Source organism: Curtobacterium sp. MCLR17_058 (genome assembly GCF_003234705.2).
GTDB classification, from domain to species: Bacteria; Actinomycetota; Actinomycetes; order Actinomycetales; family Microbacteriaceae; genus Curtobacterium; species Curtobacterium flaccumfaciens.
This window is the reverse complement of the sequence record NZ_CP126262.1, coordinates 2218189-2234919: the sequence shown is the minus strand read 5'-3', so window position 1 is coordinate 2234919 and position 16731 is coordinate 2218189. Positions and strand designations below refer to the sequence as shown.

Genomic DNA, 16731 nt, shown 5'->3' with positions numbered 1-16731 from the left:
TTCCCGGTCGCGTGCGGGACGACCGGCCCGTGATCCTAGAGGGTCGAGGTGTCCTGCTCGGGAACGGACGGTGCCGTACCGGTCGGTCCGAGTGCCGCAGCGGACGGTTCGAGTGCCGCACGGGCCGCGTCGAGCGCCGTCGCGATCCCGACCGAGTCGTCCAGCGAGTGCACCGGGGACTCCGTGCGACCGTCCGCCACGTACTGCGCGAGCGCCGCCGCCTGCCACACGAGTCCCTGACGGCCCCGCAGCCCCGTCGGCTCCGCCCAGTGGTCCTCCCCACCCGGGTGGTGCACCGCGAACGACGCCGGGAACACGAAGTGGTCGGTGTACCGGACCGTGGCCCGGCTCCCGGCGATCACCGCCAGCCCCGGCGTCCACGCCGTCATCGACGTGGTCACCACCGCCTGCGCGCCACCCTCCGCCGTCGACACCGTGACGGACTGGAGGTCCACCCCGCGATCCGAGACCGCCCCCGTCGTGCTGCTCGTCACCGGGGCGCCGGTGGCGAACCGTGCGAACCAGTGCCCGTAGACACCGGCGTCGAGGAGGGCACCCCCACCTGCGGCGGGATCGAACATCCGGTCCGCCGGGTCCGGGTCGTGCGGCCACCCGACGTCGACCGTCGCGAGCCGGACGTCGCCGAGGACCCCGTCCGCGAGCAGACGGGCGACGACGGTCGTGCCCGGCAGGTACCGGGTCCACATCGCCTCCATCGCGAGGACGCCCGCGGCCCGTGCGGCGTCGGCGAGGGTGCGGGTGTCCGCCGCCGAGGTCGTCATCGGCTTCTCGACGAGCACGTGCTTGCCGGCGGCGATCGCGAGCAGCGCGTGCCCGAGGTGCTGCGGGTGCGGCGAGGCGACGTAGACCACGTCGACGGACGGGTCCGCCACGAGGGCCTCGTACGACCAGTGCACACCGGGCACGCCGTGGCGGGCGGCGAAGGCCGCGGCACGCTCGGGGGAGCGGGACCCGACGGCGACGACGCGCTGGTCGGAGTTCGCGTGCAGCGTCGCCGTGAAGTCGTTCGCGATCTCCCCGGGGCCGATCACACCCCACCGGAGCACGGGGCCGCCCCGCAGCGCGTGGACTCCGGGCACCGGGAACGTCATCGTCATGCCGGAACGCTACCGGGATGCTCCGGACCCGGTTGTGCGGCTCCTCGCCCCGGAACCGACCCGCATCGAGTCATCCGACCCAATCGCCCCGTGGGACCGTCGATGAGAATCGGATTCCACGAACCGCCGCAGGTCGCGGCGTCGGGAACCCGAGGAAGGTCGTCACCGATGCCCGCCCAGCCACCTCCCCACATCGACCGGGACGTGCGGTACTCGGACCAGCACGACGCCCTGGTCCTCGACGTCCACAGCCCGGGCACCGGATCGCCCCCGAGCACCGCCGCCGTCGTGCTCGTGCACGGTGGCGGCTGGTTCCGCGGGGACAAGTCCAAGGAGGACGGCCTGTCCGCCCGACTCGTCGAAGCCGGGTACACGGTCTTCGTCCCGAACTACCGGCTGGCACCGACGGACGTGTTCCCCGCGAGCAGGGACGACGTGCTCACCGCCTACGAGTGGGCGCTGCAGTCCGACGTCCCCTTCGACCGGAACAAGGTCGCCTTCTTCGGCGGGTCGGCCGGCGGGAACCTCGCCGTCGAGGGCGCCATCGCGACCGGCCGTCCCTCCGTGAGCTGGTCCGGGATCTTCGGCCTCGCCGAGATCATCCGGGCGACGGACGGCACGGTCTCCGCGGCGCCGACGACGCAGGACCTCGACGCGATGCGGAGCGCCGACATCGACCAGACCGGGCGGGACGACCCGTTCCTCCGCTGGGTGATCCTGCAGGAGGTCGGCGGCGACCGGTCGGCGCTCGCCGCGGCGTCCACGATCGAGCACGTGACGGCGTCGACGGGCCCCGTCTACCTCGCCAACTCGCTGGACGAGTGGGTCCCGCGGTCGGACCCGATCGCCCTGCAGGCCGCGCTCGCCGCGGTCGGCGTCCCGAACACGCTGCAGCTGATCCCCGGTCTCCGGCACGCCGAGGGCTACACCGACCACGCGCTGCCCGGATCGCTCACGTTCCTCGCGCAGACGCTCGGGGTCGAGCACCGCTGAGCGGCGCGCGACGAAGGAAGACCCCCGTGCACGACGACTCCACAGCTCCGCTCCCGATCGGCCCGGTCGGCAACGTCTTCCTGTTCGTCGACGACCTCGACGCCGCGGTCGCCTGGTACGCGGCCAGGCTCCGCCGCGAACCGGTCGTGCGCGGTGGCGCGCTCGTCGCGTTCGACATCGACGGCGTCCGTCTCACGCTGCACCGCACCGACGAACTCAACACGCCGGGGCCGTCCGGCACGGTGCCGTACTGGACGGTGGCCGACGTGGACGCCGTCGTCGAGGACTGGGTCGCCAACGGTGCCGTTGCGCACCGGGGCCCGAAGACGGTGTTCACGGGAGAGCGGCTCTGCCAGCTGCTCGATCCCTTCGGGAACCTCTTCGGCGTCCGCGCCGAGAAGCGCTGACCGACGAACCCGGAGGAATCTCAACGGGGAAGGTCGCCGGAGGTGACATCGCGCGCAGCCGCCTGAGCGAAGCGAAGACAACCGCTTGCGCGGAGATGTGACTGTGCCCCCAGGAGGATTCGAACCTCCGCCCCTGCCTCCGGAGGGCAGTGCTCTATCCCCTGAGCTATGGGGGCCAAGGGGTGTCAACAACCGTAGCAGGTCCGGCGGGTGGTCCTGGACAGCGCGTGTCGCGCCGTGGACGTGCCGTCGGCACGGCCGGGAGGCGCGGTGCGGGCCCGCCACGGGCCTCCCGTCCGCTCCGTGCGTCCGTCGAGATCCCGTGCGAGGTTCCGCGTTCCGTGCGGCGCTGCAAGCGCGCACCACGCGCGCAATCTCGTACCGGACGGCGGACCCGGCACGGTGCGAGCGTCGTGAGCTGGTGCGAGGTTCCGCGTTCCGTGCGGCGTTACAAGCGCACACCACGCGCGCAACCTCGCACCAGGCGGCGGGCCCGACACGGTGCGTGGCTGCTATCGACGGGAGGCGCGGTGCGGGCCCGCAACGGCCCTCCCGTCCGCACCGTGCGTCCGTCGCGATCCCGTGCGAGGTTCCGCGTTCCGTGCCGCGTTGCAGGCGCGCACCACGCACGGAAGTTCGCACCAGATGGCGGACCGGGCACCGTGCGAGCGTCACGAGCCGGTGCGAGGTTCCGTGTCCCGTGCGGCGCTGCAAGCGCGCACCAGGCACTCAACCTCGCACCAGATGGCGGAGCCGGCACGGTGCGTGGTCGCCGCCGGCCTGGAGGCGCGGTGCGGACCCGGCACGGGCCTCCCGTCCGCACCGTGCGTCCGTCGCGATCCCGTGCGAGGTTCCGCGTTCCGTGCAGCGCTGTGAGCAGCGCACCACGTGCGCAACCTCGCACCAGACGGCGGCGGCCTCGCACGGTGCGCGGGGCCGCGCGCGTCAGCCCGCGGGCGTCGCCGTCGCCGACGCGGACGGCTGCAGCGCGGCCCGCACCGCGTCCACGACGGGCTGCGCCCCACCCGGCTCGGTGAACAGCGTCGACTGCGCGGTGATCCAGTACGGGTCGGCGAAGGCGTCCGCGCGGCCGAGGTCGCCGCTCAGGGCGAAGTAGCCCTCCACGCGGTAGGTGGGGACGGACCCGCCCCGCTCGTACAGGGCGTCCTTCAGGTTCGTGAGCGACTTCTCAGGCAGGTCGGCGACGGCGAGCGTGATCGCCGTGGCGTCCGCGTCGGTGCTGACGAACCGGCAGACGCGGCCCTGCTGCTTCGCGATGGTCGCGGCGGGGGAGCCCTTCGCCGGGGTGAAGGAGTCGTCGAGCTCGAAGGTCTGCCCGTAGACCGACAGTGCGCTGGTCGGCAGGAGCTCCGCGCAGGTCTGCGACACCGGCTTGCCCGCCGGGGTCGCGGTGGCCGACGGGGTGCTGTCCCCGCCGCCCGAGCACCCGGCGAGCACGACGGCTGCTGCGGTGGTGAGGGTGGCGACGGTGAGCGCCCGGGCACGGCTGCGGGGGGTCATCCCGACATGATGCTGCATCGACCGGTGCGGACCTGGGCGTCCCGGTAGGATCGGTCCTCGTGACTCCTGCCGAACTCTCCGCCGCGTACCTGTCGATCCTGACCGGGATCGTCGAGCGCCGAGGCGCGTCCGAGACCGTGACGATCGAGGAGTCCCACGTGGTGCTCGAGCGTCCGAAGAACCGCGCCCACGGCGACTGGGCCTCGAACGCCGCCATGCAGCTCGCGAAGCGGCTCGGCACGAACCCGCGCGAGCTCGCGACCGAGATCGCCGGTGAGCTGACCGAGCTCGATGGTGTGGACTCCGTCGACGTGGCCGGCCCCGGCTTCATCAACATCACGCTCGAGGCGGCCGCCGCTGGCGAGATCGCGCGCACCATCGTGGACGGCGGCGAGTCCTTCGGCACCGGCGACCTGTACGACGGCGTCCGGATCAACCTGGAGTTCGTCTCCGCCAACCCCACCGGCCCGATCCACATGGGCGGCGTCCGCTGGGCCGCGGTCGGCGACAGCCTGGCCCGCGTGTTCCAGGCGCAGGGTGGGCTCGTCACCCGCGAGTACTACTTCAACGACCACGGCGCGCAGATCGACCGGTTCGCCCGCTCCCTCGTCGCCAGCGCACTCGGTGAGCCCACGCCCGAGGACGGCTACGGCGGCGCCTACATCGCCGAGATCGCCGCACGGGTCATCGCGACCCTCGAGCCGGGCATCGACGTCCGCGACCTGCCGCGCGACGAGGCTCAGGAGCTCTTCCGTCGCGAGGGCGTCGACTTCATGTTCGCGGACATCAAGTCGTCGCTGCACGACTTCGGCGTCGACTTCGACGTCTACTTCCACGAGAACGCCCTGCACGAGTCGAAGGCCGTCGAGCGTGCGATCGCCCGGCTGCGGTCGGCCGGCGTGATGTACGAGGCCGAGGGTGCCGAGTGGCTCCGCACGACCGACTTCGGCGACGACCGCGACCGCGTCGTCATCAAGTCGGACGGCGAGCCCGCGTACATCGCCGGCGACCTGGCGTACTACCTCGACAAGCGCGAGCGCGGGTTCGAGCGGAACCTGATCATGCTCGGCGCCGACCACCACGGCTACGTCGGCCGGATGATGGCGATGTGCGCCGCGTTCGGGGACGAGCCGGGCAAGAACCTCGAGATCCTGATCGGGCAGATGGTCAACCTGCTCAAGGACGGCGAACCGATGCGCATGTCGAAGCGCAACGGCACCATCGTCACGATGGAGGACCTCGTCGACGCCGTCGGTGTCGACGCCGGCCGGTACGCCCTGGTCCGGTTCGCCAGCGACACCGCGATCGACATCGACCTCGACCTGCTCACGAAGCGCACGAACGACAACCCCGTCTTCTACGTGCAGTACGCCCACGCCCGCACGCAGTCGGTGGCCCGGAACGCCGCGGCGGCCGGGGTCGACCGGTCGGTGTTCGACGCCTCGCTGCTGACCCACGAGTCGGAGAGCGCGCTCCTCGGAGCCCTCGCCGAGTACCCGCGGGTGGTCCGGCACGCCGCCGAGCTGCGCGAGCCGCACCGCATCGCGCGGTACATCGAGCAGCTCGCCGGCCTCTACCACCGCTGGTACGACTCCTGCCGTGTCACGCCCCTCGGCGACGAACCCGTGACCGACCTGCACCGCACGCGCCTGTGGCTGAACGACGCCACCGGCCAGGTCGTCCGGAACGGCCTCGGCCTGCTCGGCGTGTCGGCGCCGTCCCGCATGTAGCGGCACTCCTTCCGCAAAACACCGGTGTTCGCGCACCGAACACCAGCATTCCGCGGTGTCGAGCGCGAACACCGGTGTTTTGCATCCCTGCAGCCGCCGCGCCGGACGCGCACCGGGCCTCCAGGCAGGCTGCCGGGACGGACTGGCAGGGTGGGACGCATGCCCGCAGCCACCGAACGCCCCACCACGCGCCGCCGCTGGCCCGTCGTCCTGCTCGTGGTCGTCGTCGTGCTCGCCGCCCTCGTCGTCGTCGCCGAGTTCGTGCTGCGCGGCGTCGTCGACCGGATCATCGCTCAGCAGGTCGAGCAGTCGCTGCCGGACGGCACGACCGGCGAGGTCGACGCCCACGCCGAGGGCATCGTCATCCCGCAGCTCATCAGCGGCACGCTCGACCGCGTCGAGATCTCCTCGGCGAAGCTCACGGTGGACGGCATCCCGCTCGCCGCCGACGTCACCGCGCAGGACGTGCCGGTGGACGGCAAGGGTGACGTCCGCGACGTCGACGGCACGGTCACCCTGGCGTCGTCGAGCGTCAAGGACCTGGCGAAGTACAGCCCGCTGTTCGACCGGCTGAACCTGGTCGACGGCGGCGTGGAACTGACGGGGTCGTCGTCGGTGCTCGGCTACGACATCACCTACGCGGCCAAGGGTGCCGTCGTCGCGCAAGACGACGGCCGTGGCATCTCGATCACCCCGGAGAGCGTCCGGATCACGAACTCCGACCTCGGCCTGAAGGTCGACTCGATCCCGGGCGTCACCGGCGTCCCGGTGCAGGTCTGCACCGCGCAGTTCCTGCCCGAGGCGCTGCGGGTGCGCTCGCTCGACGTGTCGAAGTCGGACGCGACGGTCCGCATCACCGCGGACGCGCTGCCGCTCAACGAGGACGGCCTGCGGACGGTCGGCAGCTGCGGCTGAGCGGACGGGTGCGTAACGCGGCCTGGAGGAACGGCTCGCGTCGGTAGGATCGGGTCCCGTGAGCGAGAACCCCCTTGCACCGCCGCGGCTGCGGTTCCCGACGGACGCCTCCGAACTGGTGGACCGCATCTGGCCCGCGTCCGCGACGCGGACCGACGACGGCACCCTGGCGATCGGCGGCATCAGCGCGACGGACCTGGTCGCGCAGTTCGGGACGCCCCTGTACGTCGTCGACGAGCGTGACGTCCAGTCCCGTGCCGTCCGTGTGCGGAACGCGTTCGCCGAGGCGTTCGAGCGCATCGGCAGCCACGCGCACGTCTACTACGCCGGCAAGGCCTTCCTGACGACGCAGGTCGTCGCGTGGATGGCCGAGGCCGACCTGCGCGTGGACGTCTGCACCGCCGGTGAGCTCGCGGTCGCCCTGGCCGGCGGCATCGACCCCGGCCGGCTCGGCTTCCACGGCAACGACAAGTCCGACGCCGAGATCGCCCGCGCGGTCGAGGTCGGCATCGGCACGATCGTGCTCGACAGCCACGAAGAGGTGCAGCGCGTCGCCCGTGCCGCCGCCGACGCCGGGGTCGTGCAGCGGGTGCGCATCCGGATCAACACCGGTGTGCACGCGTCCACCCACGAGTACCTGGCGACCGCCCGCGAGGACCAGAAGTTCGGCATCCCGCTCTCCGAGGCCGTCGAGGCCGCGGCAGCCGTCCGCGCTGAACCCTCGCTCGCCTTCGTCGGGCTGCACTCGCACATCGGCTCGCAGATCTTCGACGACGCCGGCTTCCGCGAGGCCGCACGTCGACTCATGGACGTGCACGCGACGCTCGTGGCCTCCGGTCCGGTGCCCGAGCTGAACCTCGGCGGCGGCTGGGGCATCGACTACACCGAGGCCGACTCGGCCTTCGCCCCCGAGGACGTCGCCGAGGCACTGGCCACGATCATCGGCGAGGCCTGCGCCGAGCGCGGCATCCCGGTGCCGGACATCGCCGTCGAGCCGGGCCGCTACATCATCGGCCCGCCCGGGGTGACGCTCTACCGCGTCGGCACGATCAAGCCCGTCACGCTCGAGACCGAGGACGGCGGCAGCGCAACCCGCACGTACGTCTCGGTCGACGGCGGGATGAGCGACAACATCCGTCCCGCCCTGTACGGCGCCGACTACACGGCCCGGCTCGCCCGCACCTCGGACGCACCAGCGGTGCTGAGCCGCGTCGTCGGCAAGCACTGCGAGAGCGGCGACGTCGTGGTGAACGACGAGTACCTGCCCGGCGACGTGCAGCGCGGTGACCTGCTCGCCGTCGCGGCCACCGGGGCCTACTGCTGGGCGCTGTCGAGCAACTACAACCACGTGGGCCGCCCGCCGGTCGTCGCCGTCGCGGACGGCACAGCCCGTATCCTCGTGCGGGGCGAGACGATCGACGACCTCCTCGCCCGTGACACCGGGGTCGCCGCCGTGCCCGCCGACGGCACCGGCCGCTGACCCCCGACCCGACCGGGTCCGCCCACCCCGCAGGGCGCACCCCCACCGACAGGAACCGCTACCAGATGATCGAATACCGCAACGTCCGTGTCGCGCTGCTCGGGGCCGGCTCGGTCGGTTCCCAGGTCGCGCGACTGCTCCTCGAGCACGGCGACGAGCTGGCCTCGCGCGCCGGTGCCGGGCTGGAGCTGGTCGGGATCGCCGTGCGCGACGTGGACGCCCAGCGCGACGTCGACCTGCCGGCGGAGCTCTTCACCACGGACGCGGCATCGCTCATCCTCGGCGCGGACATCGTCGTCGAGCTCATCGGCGGCATCGAGCCGGCGCGCACCCTCGTGCTCCAGGCCCTGCAGTCGGGCGCGGACGTCGTCACCGGCAACAAGGCGCTGCTCGCGACCCACGGCCCGGAGCTCTTCGCCGCGGCCGAGCAGGTCGGTGCGCAGCTCTACTACGAGGCCGCCGTGGCCGGGGCGATCCCGATCATCCGTCCGCTGCACGACTCGCTCGCCGGTGACCGCATCGTCCGGATCATGGGCATCGTCAACGGCACCACGAACTTCATCCTCGACCTGATGGACCGCAAGGGTTCCACGTTCGAGGACGCCCTGGCCACCGCGACGGAGCTGGGCTACGCCGAGGCCGACCCGACCGCCGACGTCGAGGGCTACGACGCCGCGCAGAAGGCCGCGATCCTGGCCTCGCTGGCGTTCCACACCTCGGTGCCGCTCGCCGCCGTGCACCGCGAGGGCATCACCGACGTCACGATCGACCAGGTCCGCGCCGCCCGCAAGGCCGGCTACGTCGTGAAGATCCTGGCGACCGCCGAGCGGCTCACCGACGAGGACGGCCGCGAGGGCGTCAGTGCCCGTGTCTACCCGGCTCTCGTGCCCGAGTCGCACCCGCTCGCGAGCGTCCATGGTGCGAAGAACGCCGTGTTCGTCGAGGCCGAGGCCGCCGGCGACCTGATGTTCTACGGCGCGGGTGCCGGTGGCGTCGAGACGGCCTCGGCGGTCCTCGGCGACCTGGTCTCCGCGGCCCGTCGGCACGTCATCGGCGGCCCGGGTGTCGCCGAGTCGACGCAGTCCGAGCTGCCGGTGTTCCCGATCGGCACCGTCCGCACGAGCTACCAGATCACCCTGCACGTCACGGACGCCCCCGGCGTGCTGTCGACGGTCGCCGGCGTGCTCGCGAAGCACGGCGTCAGCGTCGAGACGGTCGAGCAGACCACCACCGGCGCAGCCGAGGGGACCGCGACGCTCGTCATCGGCACCCACCTGGCGCGCGAGGCCGACCTGGCCGACACCGTCGTCGCCCTCCGCGGCGAGGACGTCGTCCTGGACGTCACCAGCGTCCTGCGCGTCGTCGGTCGCTGACGCGACCACGGGCCTCCAGGCCGACCAGCCGGCCCACCCAGCCGCACCACCACCAGATCCACCCCACCGGACAGAGAGAGAAGCCTGATGGCCCACCAGTGGCAGGGAGTCCTGCGCGAGTACGCCGACCGACTCGACGTGACCGAGGCGACGCCCATCGTCACGCTCGGTGAGGGCGGCACGCCGCTCATCCCGGCTCGTCGGCTCTCCGAGCGCACCGGCGCCGAGGTCTACGTGAAGTTCGAGGGCATGAACCCGACGGGTTCGTTCAAGGACCGCGGCATGACGATGGCGATCTCGAAGGCAGTCGAGCACGGCGCGAAGGCCGTCATCTGCGCCTCGACCGGCAACACCAGCGCCTCGGCCGCGGCGTACGCCACGCACGCCGGCATCACCGCTGCGGTCCTCGTGCCCGAGGGCAAGATCGCCATGGGCAAGCTCAGCCAGGCCGTTGCCCACGACGCCCAGCTGCTGCAGGTGCAGGGCAACTTCGACGACTGCCTCGACATCGCCCGCGACCTGGCGGCGAACTACCCGGTGCACCTCGTCAACTCCGTCAACAACGACCGCATCGAGGGGCAGAAGACCGCCGCGTTCGAGGTCGTCGACGTCCTCGGTGACGCACCGGACTTCCACTTCCTGCCCGTCGGCAACGCGGGCAACTACACCGCGTACTCGCGCGGCTACCGCGAGGACGTCGCCGCCGGCCGCAGCACCAAGCTGCCCCGCATGTTCGGGTTCCAGGCCGCGGGTTCCGCCCCGATCGTGCACGGCGAGGTCGTCCGGCACCCCGACACGATCGCGTCGGCGATCCGCATCGGCAACCCGGCCTCGTGGCAGTTCGCGCTCGAGGCGCGGGAGGAGACCGACGGCTACTTCGGTGCCATCACCGACGAGGCCATCCTCGCCGCACACCGCATCCTGTCCGCCGAGGTCGGCGTCTTCGTCGAGCCCGCATCGGCCATCGGCGTCGCCGGGCTCCTCGAGCGTGCCGACGCCGGTGTCGTGCCGAAGGGCGCGAAGGTCGTCATCACGGTCACGGGCCACGGCCTGAAGGACCCGCAGTGGGCCCTCCGCACGCCGGACGGCGGCGAGGTCACCCCGACGAGCGTGCCGGTCGACACGAAGTCGATCGCCGACGTGCTCGGTCTGGTCAGCGAGCAGTGATCTCCGACCGCTCGTCCGGACCGGGAGAGGGCATGACCGCCCGCAGTGCTGTACCGGCCGGACGGGCGGTCCGAGCGCTGCCGACCGGATCGGCGGTCCGCGTCCGGGTGCCGGCCACGTCGGCGAACCTCGGCCCCGGCTTCGACTCGCTCGGCCTCGCGCTCTCGCTCTACGACGAGGTCGTGGTGCGTGTGCGCTCCGAACCCGGCGCGACCGTCACGGTCGAGGGCGTCGGTGCCGGTGAGGTCGCCACGGACGACACGAACCTCGTCGTCCGTGCGGTCCGCCGTGGCCTGGAGCACGCCGGTGTCGACCAGCCCGGTCTCGAGCTGCACGCCACGAACGCGATCCCGCACGGCCGCGGTCTCGGTTCCTCCGCTGCGGCGATCGTCGCCGGGCTGATGGCGGCCCGTGGGCTCCTCGAGGGCATCGTCGACCTGGACGCCTCGACGCTCCTGACCCTGGCCACCGAGATGGAGGGCCACCCGGACAACGTCGCGCCGGCGCTCTTCGGCGGCCTGACGATCGCGTGGATGACCGCCGAGGGCCCGGCCTACAAGCGGCTCCTGGTGCACCGCGGTGTCGCCCCGGTGGTGTTCGTGCCGACCTCGACGCTCTCGACCAAGCTCGCGCGCTCCCTGCAGCCCGAGCAGGTCCCGCACGCCGACGCCGCGTTCAACGTCTCCCGCTCGGCGCTGCTCGTCGCGGCGCTCATCCAGAGCCCCGAGCTGCTGCTCGCCGCGACCGAGGACCGTCTGCACCAGGCCTACCGCGCCAGCGCCATGCCCGAGACCGACGCCCTGATCCGGTTGCTCCGGCAGCACGGCCTCGCCGCGGTGGTCTCCGGTGCCGGGCCGAGCCTGCTCGTCCTCGGCAGCGACCCGGCACAGCGCCTGACCGCCGCCGAACTGGTGCAGCGACACGCCGAATCCGACTGGCGGCCGCTCATGCTGGCCGTCGATCTCGGTGGTGCTACAGTGGCAGCGCACTCGGCGCTCGAAGCCGAACCCGCGTAACCGTACGGATCGCTCGTCCTCAGGACAGCTCCTGCGTCGTCGCAGGGTCCGGTGCGCGAGTGTGCATCTCTTTCTGATCACCGAATCCCGATCCGTCGTCTGAACGGCGGTCGATGCTCACCCTGCATCCGGGACGGTGGAAACTCTCCGCGTTCTGCGGTTCGAAAGGAAACACCGACCTTGACCGACAACAACTCCGCCCAGGTGGAGATCCCCAGCGACCTGCGTGCCCTCCGTCTCCCGGAGCTCCAGCGCATCGCCTCCTCGCTCGGCATCACCGGGCTCTCCAAGCTCCGCAAGGGCGACCTGATCGCCTCCATCGAGGACAAGCGTCCCGTCGAGGAGACGCCGGCCGCCCCGGCCGCCGCCGCCGTCGCCGAGACCCCCGCCGAGCCGGCCGCCACCGAGCAGCCGACCCTGCCGGAGCCCGCCGAGACCCCCGCGCAGCCCGCTGCCGAGGCCCCCGTCGCCGACCCCGAGGCCCCCGCCGAGTCGGCAGCCCCGAGCCGTGCCCGTCGTTCGCGCCGCGCATCGTCCGGCGGCACCGTGAACGCCGCGCCGACCTCGGCCGCCGAGCACACCAACCACGGCCAGACCGGCACCGAGGACCTCCTCGCCGGGCTCGACCAGGTCCGCGCCGAGAAGGACGCCCAGGAAGCCGCGCAGTCCGGCTCCCAGCGCCGTGGCCGTGGCCAGCGGAACGCCGAGCAGCGTGGCACCGACCAGCGTGGCACCGAGCAGCGTGGCGCCGACCAGCGCGCCGCCGACCAGGGCCAGCAGGCGTCGGCACCCGCCGAGGCCGAGCAGCCGAGCCAGGCGGGCCAGCAGGGCCAGCAGGCCCCGACGTCCGCCGTCCAGGCCGACCAGGACCAGAACGAGTCCGGCGACCAGAACGACCAGGGCGACCAGAACTCCGAGCAGGGCGAGGGCGGCTCGCGTCGCGGTCGTCGCAGCCGTGGTCGCGGTCGTGGCCGTGGCCAGAACGCCGAGAACGGCGAGCAGCAGAACGGCGCCGAGCAGCAGAACGGCGGCCAGAACGGCGGCCAGAACGCCGGCCAGCAGAAGCAGAACGGTGCCGACCAGCAGAACGGCGGCCAGCAGAAGCAGAACGGCGGCGAGCAGCAGAACGGCCAGGAGAACGGCGGCCAGAAGCAGAACGACCAGCCGAAGCAGGCCGAGGCCAAGCAGGACGACAAGGCCGACCAGAAGCAGCAGCAGAACAACGGCCAGCAGAAGCAGCAGACGAGCGGCCAGCAGAAGCAGCAGCAGCAACAGCACGCCGACGAGGCCGAGAGCGGCCGCAGCCGTCGCCAGCGCGACCGCAAGCGCGGCCGTGGCGGCCAGAACGACGACTTCGAGCCCGAGGTCACCGAGGACGACGTCCTGATCCCGATCGCGGGCATCCTCGACGTCCTCGACAACTACGCGTTCGTCCGCACCACCGGGTACCTGCCGGGCCCGAGCGACGTCTACGTCTCCCTCGGCCAGGTGAAGAAGTACCACCTGCGCAAGGGCGACGCCGTCGTCGGTTCGATCAAGCAGCCGCGTGACGGCGAGCAGCAGAGCCGCCAGAAGTACAACGCGCTCGTGGCCGTCGAGTCGATCAACGGCCAGTCCGCCGACGAGGCCGCGGCCCGCGTCGACTTCAACGACCTCACCCCGCTGTACCCGAACGAGCGCCTGCGCCTCGAGACTGAGCCGGGCAAGCTGTCGACCCGCATCATCGACCTCGTGTCGCCGATCGGCAAGGGCCAGCGCGGTCTCATCGTGTCCCCGCCGAAGGCCGGCAAGACCGTCGTGCTGCAGGCCATCGCGAACGCCGTCGCCAAGAACAACCCCGAGGCGCACCTGATGGTCGTCCTCGTCGACGAGCGGCCCGAAGAGGTCACCGACATGCAGCGCACGGTGAAGGGCGAGGTCATCGCCTCGACCTTCGACCGTCCCGCCGAGGACCACACCACCGTCGCCGAGCTCGCCATCGAGCGTGCGAAGCGCCTGGTTGAGCTGGGCCACGATGTCGTGCTGCTGCTCGACTCGATCACCCGCCTGGGCCGTGCGTACAACCTGTCGACCCCGCCGTCGGGCCGTGTGCTCTCCGGTGGCGTCGACTCGGCGGCGCTCTACCCGCCGAAGCGCTTCTTCGGTGCCGCGCGCAACATCGAGGACGGCGGCTCGCTGACCATCCTCGCGACCGCGCTCGTCGAGACCGGCTCCAAGATGGACGAGGTCATCTTCGAGGAGTTCAAGGGCACCGGCAACATGGAGCTCCGCCTGAACCGTCACCTCGCCGACAAGCGGATCTTCCCCGCCGTCGACGTGAACGCCTCTGGTACCCGTCGCGAGGAGCAGCTGCTCTCCGCTGACGAGGTCAAGATCACCTGGCGTCTGCGCCGGGCCCTCGCCGGGCTCGACCCGCAGCAGGCCCTCGAGATCGTGCTGCGGAACCTCAAGGAGACGCAGTCGAACGTGGAGTTCCTGGTGCAGGTGCAGAAGTCGGTCCCCTCGACCGGCGCCCACCACAACGGCCACCAGGAGTAACGCGTGTTCGAGTCGGTAGCGGGGCTGCTGGCGGAACACGAGGACCTGACACAGCAGCTGTCGGACCCCGCGCTCCACGCCGATGCGGCCCGGGCGAAGAAGGTGAACCGGCGGTACGCCGAGCTCAACCAGATCAAGTCCGCGTACGAGGCCTGGCAGGCGGCGGGGGACGACCTCGCCGCCGCCCAGGAACTCGCGCGTGAAGACGCGGCGTTCGCGGACGAGGTCCCCGGGCTCGAGGAGCAGCTGTCGGAGCGCCAGGAGCGTCTCCGCCGGCTGCTCATCCCGCGCGACCCCGACGACGGCCGTGACGTCATCATGGAGATCAAGGGCGGCGAGGGCGGCGAGGAATCGGCGCTGTTCGCGGCCGATCTCCTGCGCATGTACTCGCACTACGCCGAGACCAAGGGCTGGAAGGTCGAGCTCCTCGAGCGCACCGAGTCCGACCTGGGTGGCTACAAGGACGTCCAGGTCGCGATCAAGTCGAACACGACCGATCCGTCCCAGGGCGTCTGGGCGCACCTGAAGTACGAGGGCGGTGTGCACCGCGTCCAGCGTGTGCCGCAGACCGAGTCGCAGGGGCGCATCCACACCTCGACCACCGGCGTGCTGGTGTTCCCCGAGGTGGACGAGCCCGAAGAGGTCCAGATCAACCAGAACGACCTCAAGATCGACGTCTACCGGTCCTCCGGCCCGGGCGGGCAGTCCGTCAACACGACGGACTCCGCGGTCCGCATCACCCACCTGCCCACGGGCATCACGGTGGCGATGCAGAACGAGAAGTCGCAGCTGCAGAACCGCGAGGCCGGCATGCGCGTGCTCCGCGCACGCATCCTCGCGCGCCAGCAGGAGGAGCTCGACGCGATCGCCTCGGACGCGCGCAAGTCGCAGATCCGCGGGATGGACCGTTCGGAGCGCATCCGCACGTACAACTTCCCGGAGAACCGGATCGCGGACCACCGCACCGGCTACAAGGCGTACGACCTCGACCGCGTGATGAACGGTGCCCTCGAGCCCGTCATCCAGTCCGCCATCCAGGCGGACGAAGAGGCGCGTCTGGCCGCCATCGGCGACCAGGACGCGTAAGCGCACACCCAGCCTGGAGGCCCGGATCACCGCCGACACGCCCCTCACGTACGCCGCGGATCGCCTGCTCGAGCAGGCGACCGCGGCGCTCGTCGCCGTCGGCGTGCCGACGCCCCGGGTCGACGCGGAGCTGCTGCTCGCGTGGGCGACCGACACCTCGCGCGGAGCTGTCCAAGCCCGTGCGCTGATCGGCGGCGGCATCGCCCCGGAGCACGTCGAGCGCTTCCGGCACGCCGTCGCGCGCCGTACCACCCGTGAGCCGCTGCAGCACATCACCGGGCAGGCGTACTTCCGTGCGCTCACCCTGGCCGTCGGACCTGGCGTGTTCGTGCCCCGTCCGGAGACCGAGGGCGTCGTGCAGTTCGGCATCGACGCGCTGCGGGCGACCGCGGTCCCCGAGCCGATCGCCGTGGACCTGGGCTCCGGCAGCGGTGCGATCGCGATCGCGATGGACACCGAGGTGCCGAACGCCGTGGTCTACGCCGTCGAGCGGTCGGCCGAGGCCCTGCCCTGGACCCGGCGGAACGTCGACGCCCACGGTGGGACGGTCCGGCTCGTCGAGGGCGACCTCGCCGACGCGCTGCCGGAACTCGACGGCACCGTGTCCGTCGTCGTGTCGAACCCGCCGTACGTGCCGGACGACGCGGTCCCGATCGACCCCGAGGTCCGCGACCACGACCCGGCGATGGCCCTCTACGGCGGGCCCGACGGCCTCGACGCCGTCCGGGCTCTCGCCGAGACGGCCTGGCGGTTACTGGTGCCCGGGGGAGTCCTGGTCATCGAGCACGCCGAGCCGCAGGGCGCCGGCGTCCGGGAGGTCCTGGCGCGCCGGGGGTTCCGCACCCCGGAGACGCACGTCGACCTGACGGGGCGCGACCGCACGACCACCGCGACGCGCTAGTCGGGGGCGAGCCGCGCCTCCCGTCGCTCGGCCGTGCTGCGTGGATCCGGGCGTGCCGGGTGGATCCGGGCGTACCTGGTGGGATCGGGCGTACCGGGTCGTTCGGGATGACCAGGTATGCCCGTTCTTGCTTTCCAGCGCGACCGCGATGGGAAGGAACGGGCGTGGCGGGCGTGGGGCGGGCCTCCCGTCGCTCGGCCGTGCTGCGTGTGCCGCGTGGATCCGGGCGTCCCTGGTGGGATCGGGCGTACCGGGTCGTTCGGAATGACCAGGTGTGCCCGTTCTTGCTTTCCAGCGCGACCGCGATGGGAAGGAACGGGCGTGGCGGGCGTGGGGCGGGCCTCCCGTCGCTCACCCGTGCGTGCGTGTGCCTGGTGCATTCGGGCGTACCTGGTGGGATCGGGCGTACCGGGTCGTTCGGAATGACCAGGTGTGCCCGTTCTTGCTTTCCAGCGCGACCGCGATGGGAAGGAACGGGCGTGGCGG

The 16731-nt window shown here is 71.9% G+C and carries 13 protein-coding genes and 1 tRNA gene; 11 read left to right on the top strand and 3 right to left on the bottom strand.

The genetic code is table 11. The annotated features are described in order from the left end of the window. Positions 1-35 precede the first annotated feature (35 nt). On the bottom strand, positions 36-1118 hold the full coding sequence (locus tag DEJ11_RS10605; RefSeq protein ID WP_258375321.1) for a Gfo/Idh/MocA family protein: 1083 nt from the start codon (positions 1116-1118) through the stop codon (positions 36-38). A gap of 168 nt (positions 1119-1286) precedes the next feature. Here DEJ11_RS10605 and DEJ11_RS10600 point away from each other — a divergent pair, with 168 nt between their 5' ends. Next, a complete protein-coding gene (locus tag DEJ11_RS10600; protein ID WP_181440793.1) occupies positions 1287-2111 on the top strand; it encodes an alpha/beta hydrolase in 825 nt (274 codons plus the stop codon). A 26-nt stretch (positions 2112-2137) separates the two neighbouring features. Then, positions 2138-2518 carry a VOC family protein gene (locus DEJ11_RS10595; RefSeq protein WP_111033759.1) on the top strand — a complete coding sequence of 127 codons (381 nt, stop codon included), beginning with the start codon at positions 2138-2140 and terminating at the stop codon, positions 2516-2518. Positions 2519-2622: 104 nt separating this feature from the next. Here the strand turns inward: DEJ11_RS10595 and DEJ11_RS10590 are convergent. Both DEJ11_RS10590 and DEJ11_RS10585 read right to left on the bottom strand, forming a co-directional pair. Continuing rightward, positions 2623-2694, bottom strand: a tRNA-Arg gene (locus tag DEJ11_RS10590). Positions 2695-3463: 769 nt separating this feature from the next. Further along, entirely contained in the window at positions 3464-4039 is a 576-nt protein-coding gene (locus DEJ11_RS10585) for a hypothetical protein (RefSeq protein WP_111103086.1), read from the bottom strand. 59 nt (positions 4040-4098) lie between these two features. On the opposite strand from DEJ11_RS10585, the gene argS reads away from it, so the two are divergent. The 9 genes from argS (at position 4099) to prmC (ending at position 16245) form a co-directional block, all read left to right on the top strand. Continuing rightward, positions 4099-5769 carry an arginine--tRNA ligase gene (argS, locus tag DEJ11_RS10580; protein ID WP_056068838.1) on the top strand — a complete coding sequence of 557 codons (1671 nt, stop codon included), beginning with the start codon at positions 4099-4101 and terminating at the stop codon, positions 5767-5769. A gap of 159 nt (positions 5770-5928) precedes the next feature. Continuing rightward, the gene (locus DEJ11_RS10575; RefSeq protein WP_111103085.1) at positions 5929-6684 is read left to right on the top strand and encodes an LmeA family phospholipid-binding protein; all 756 of its coding nucleotides are present in this window, start codon (positions 5929-5931) and stop codon (positions 6682-6684) included. Between the two features lie 58 nt (positions 6685-6742). Continuing rightward, positions 6743-8164 carry a diaminopimelate decarboxylase gene (gene lysA, locus DEJ11_RS10570; protein WP_111053987.1) on the top strand — a complete coding sequence of 474 codons (1422 nt, stop codon included), beginning with the start codon at positions 6743-6745 and terminating at the stop codon, positions 8162-8164. A 65-nt stretch (positions 8165-8229) separates the two neighbouring features. Further along, positions 8230-9537 carry a homoserine dehydrogenase gene (locus DEJ11_RS10565; protein WP_111103084.1) on the top strand — a complete coding sequence of 436 codons (1308 nt, stop codon included), beginning with the start codon at positions 8230-8232 and terminating at the stop codon, positions 9535-9537. An 87-nt stretch (positions 9538-9624) separates the two neighbouring features. Next, positions 9625-10704, top strand: a complete 1080-nt coding sequence (thrC, locus tag DEJ11_RS10560) for a threonine synthase (RefSeq protein WP_071404606.1) — start codon at positions 9625-9627, stop codon at positions 10702-10704. 32 nt (positions 10705-10736) lie between these two features. Then, positions 10737-11720: a homoserine kinase gene (gene thrB / locus DEJ11_RS10555; protein ID WP_175330774.1), complete on the top strand. Its 984-nt coding sequence runs from the start codon at positions 10737-10739 to the stop codon at positions 11718-11720. Between the two features lie 180 nt (positions 11721-11900). After that, positions 11901-14258: a transcription termination factor Rho gene (gene rho / locus DEJ11_RS10550; protein WP_111103082.1), complete on the top strand. Its 2358-nt coding sequence runs from the start codon at positions 11901-11903 to the stop codon at positions 14256-14258. Positions 14259-14261: 3 nt separating this feature from the next. Further along, entirely contained in the window at positions 14262-15344 is a 1083-nt protein-coding gene (gene prfA / locus DEJ11_RS10545; RefSeq protein ID WP_017885756.1) for a peptide chain release factor 1, read from the top strand. Positions 15345-15447: 103 nt separating this feature from the next. Then, on the top strand, positions 15448-16245 hold the full coding sequence (gene prmC / locus DEJ11_RS10540) for a peptide chain release factor N(5)-glutamine methyltransferase (protein WP_502866899.1): 798 nt from the start codon (positions 15448-15450) through the stop codon (positions 16243-16245). The last annotated feature ends 486 nt before the right edge of the window (positions 16246-16731 follow it).

Coding starts and splice junctions, on each gene's coding strand:
- DEJ11_RS10605 (WP_258375321.1), bottom strand. CDS start 1,118: ATGACGATGACGTTCCCGGTGCCCGGAGTCCACGCGCTGCGGGGCGGC.
- DEJ11_RS10600 (WP_181440793.1), top strand. CDS start 1,287: ATGCCCGCCCAGCCACCTCCCCACATCGACCGGGACGTGCGGTACTCG.
- DEJ11_RS10585 (WP_111103086.1), bottom strand. CDS start 4,039: ATGACCCCCCGCAGCCGTGCCCGGGCGCTCACCGTCGCCACCCTCACC.
- DEJ11_RS10575 (WP_111103085.1), top strand. CDS start 5,929: ATGCCCGCAGCCACCGAACGCCCCACCACGCGCCGCCGCTGGCCCGTC.
- DEJ11_RS10565 (WP_111103084.1), top strand. CDS start 8,230: ATGATCGAATACCGCAACGTCCGTGTCGCGCTGCTCGGGGCCGGCTCG.
- thrC (WP_071404606.1), top strand. CDS start 9,625: ATGGCCCACCAGTGGCAGGGAGTCCTGCGCGAGTACGCCGACCGACTC.
- thrB (WP_175330774.1), top strand. CDS start 10,737: ATGACCGCCCGCAGTGCTGTACCGGCCGGACGGGCGGTCCGAGCGCTG.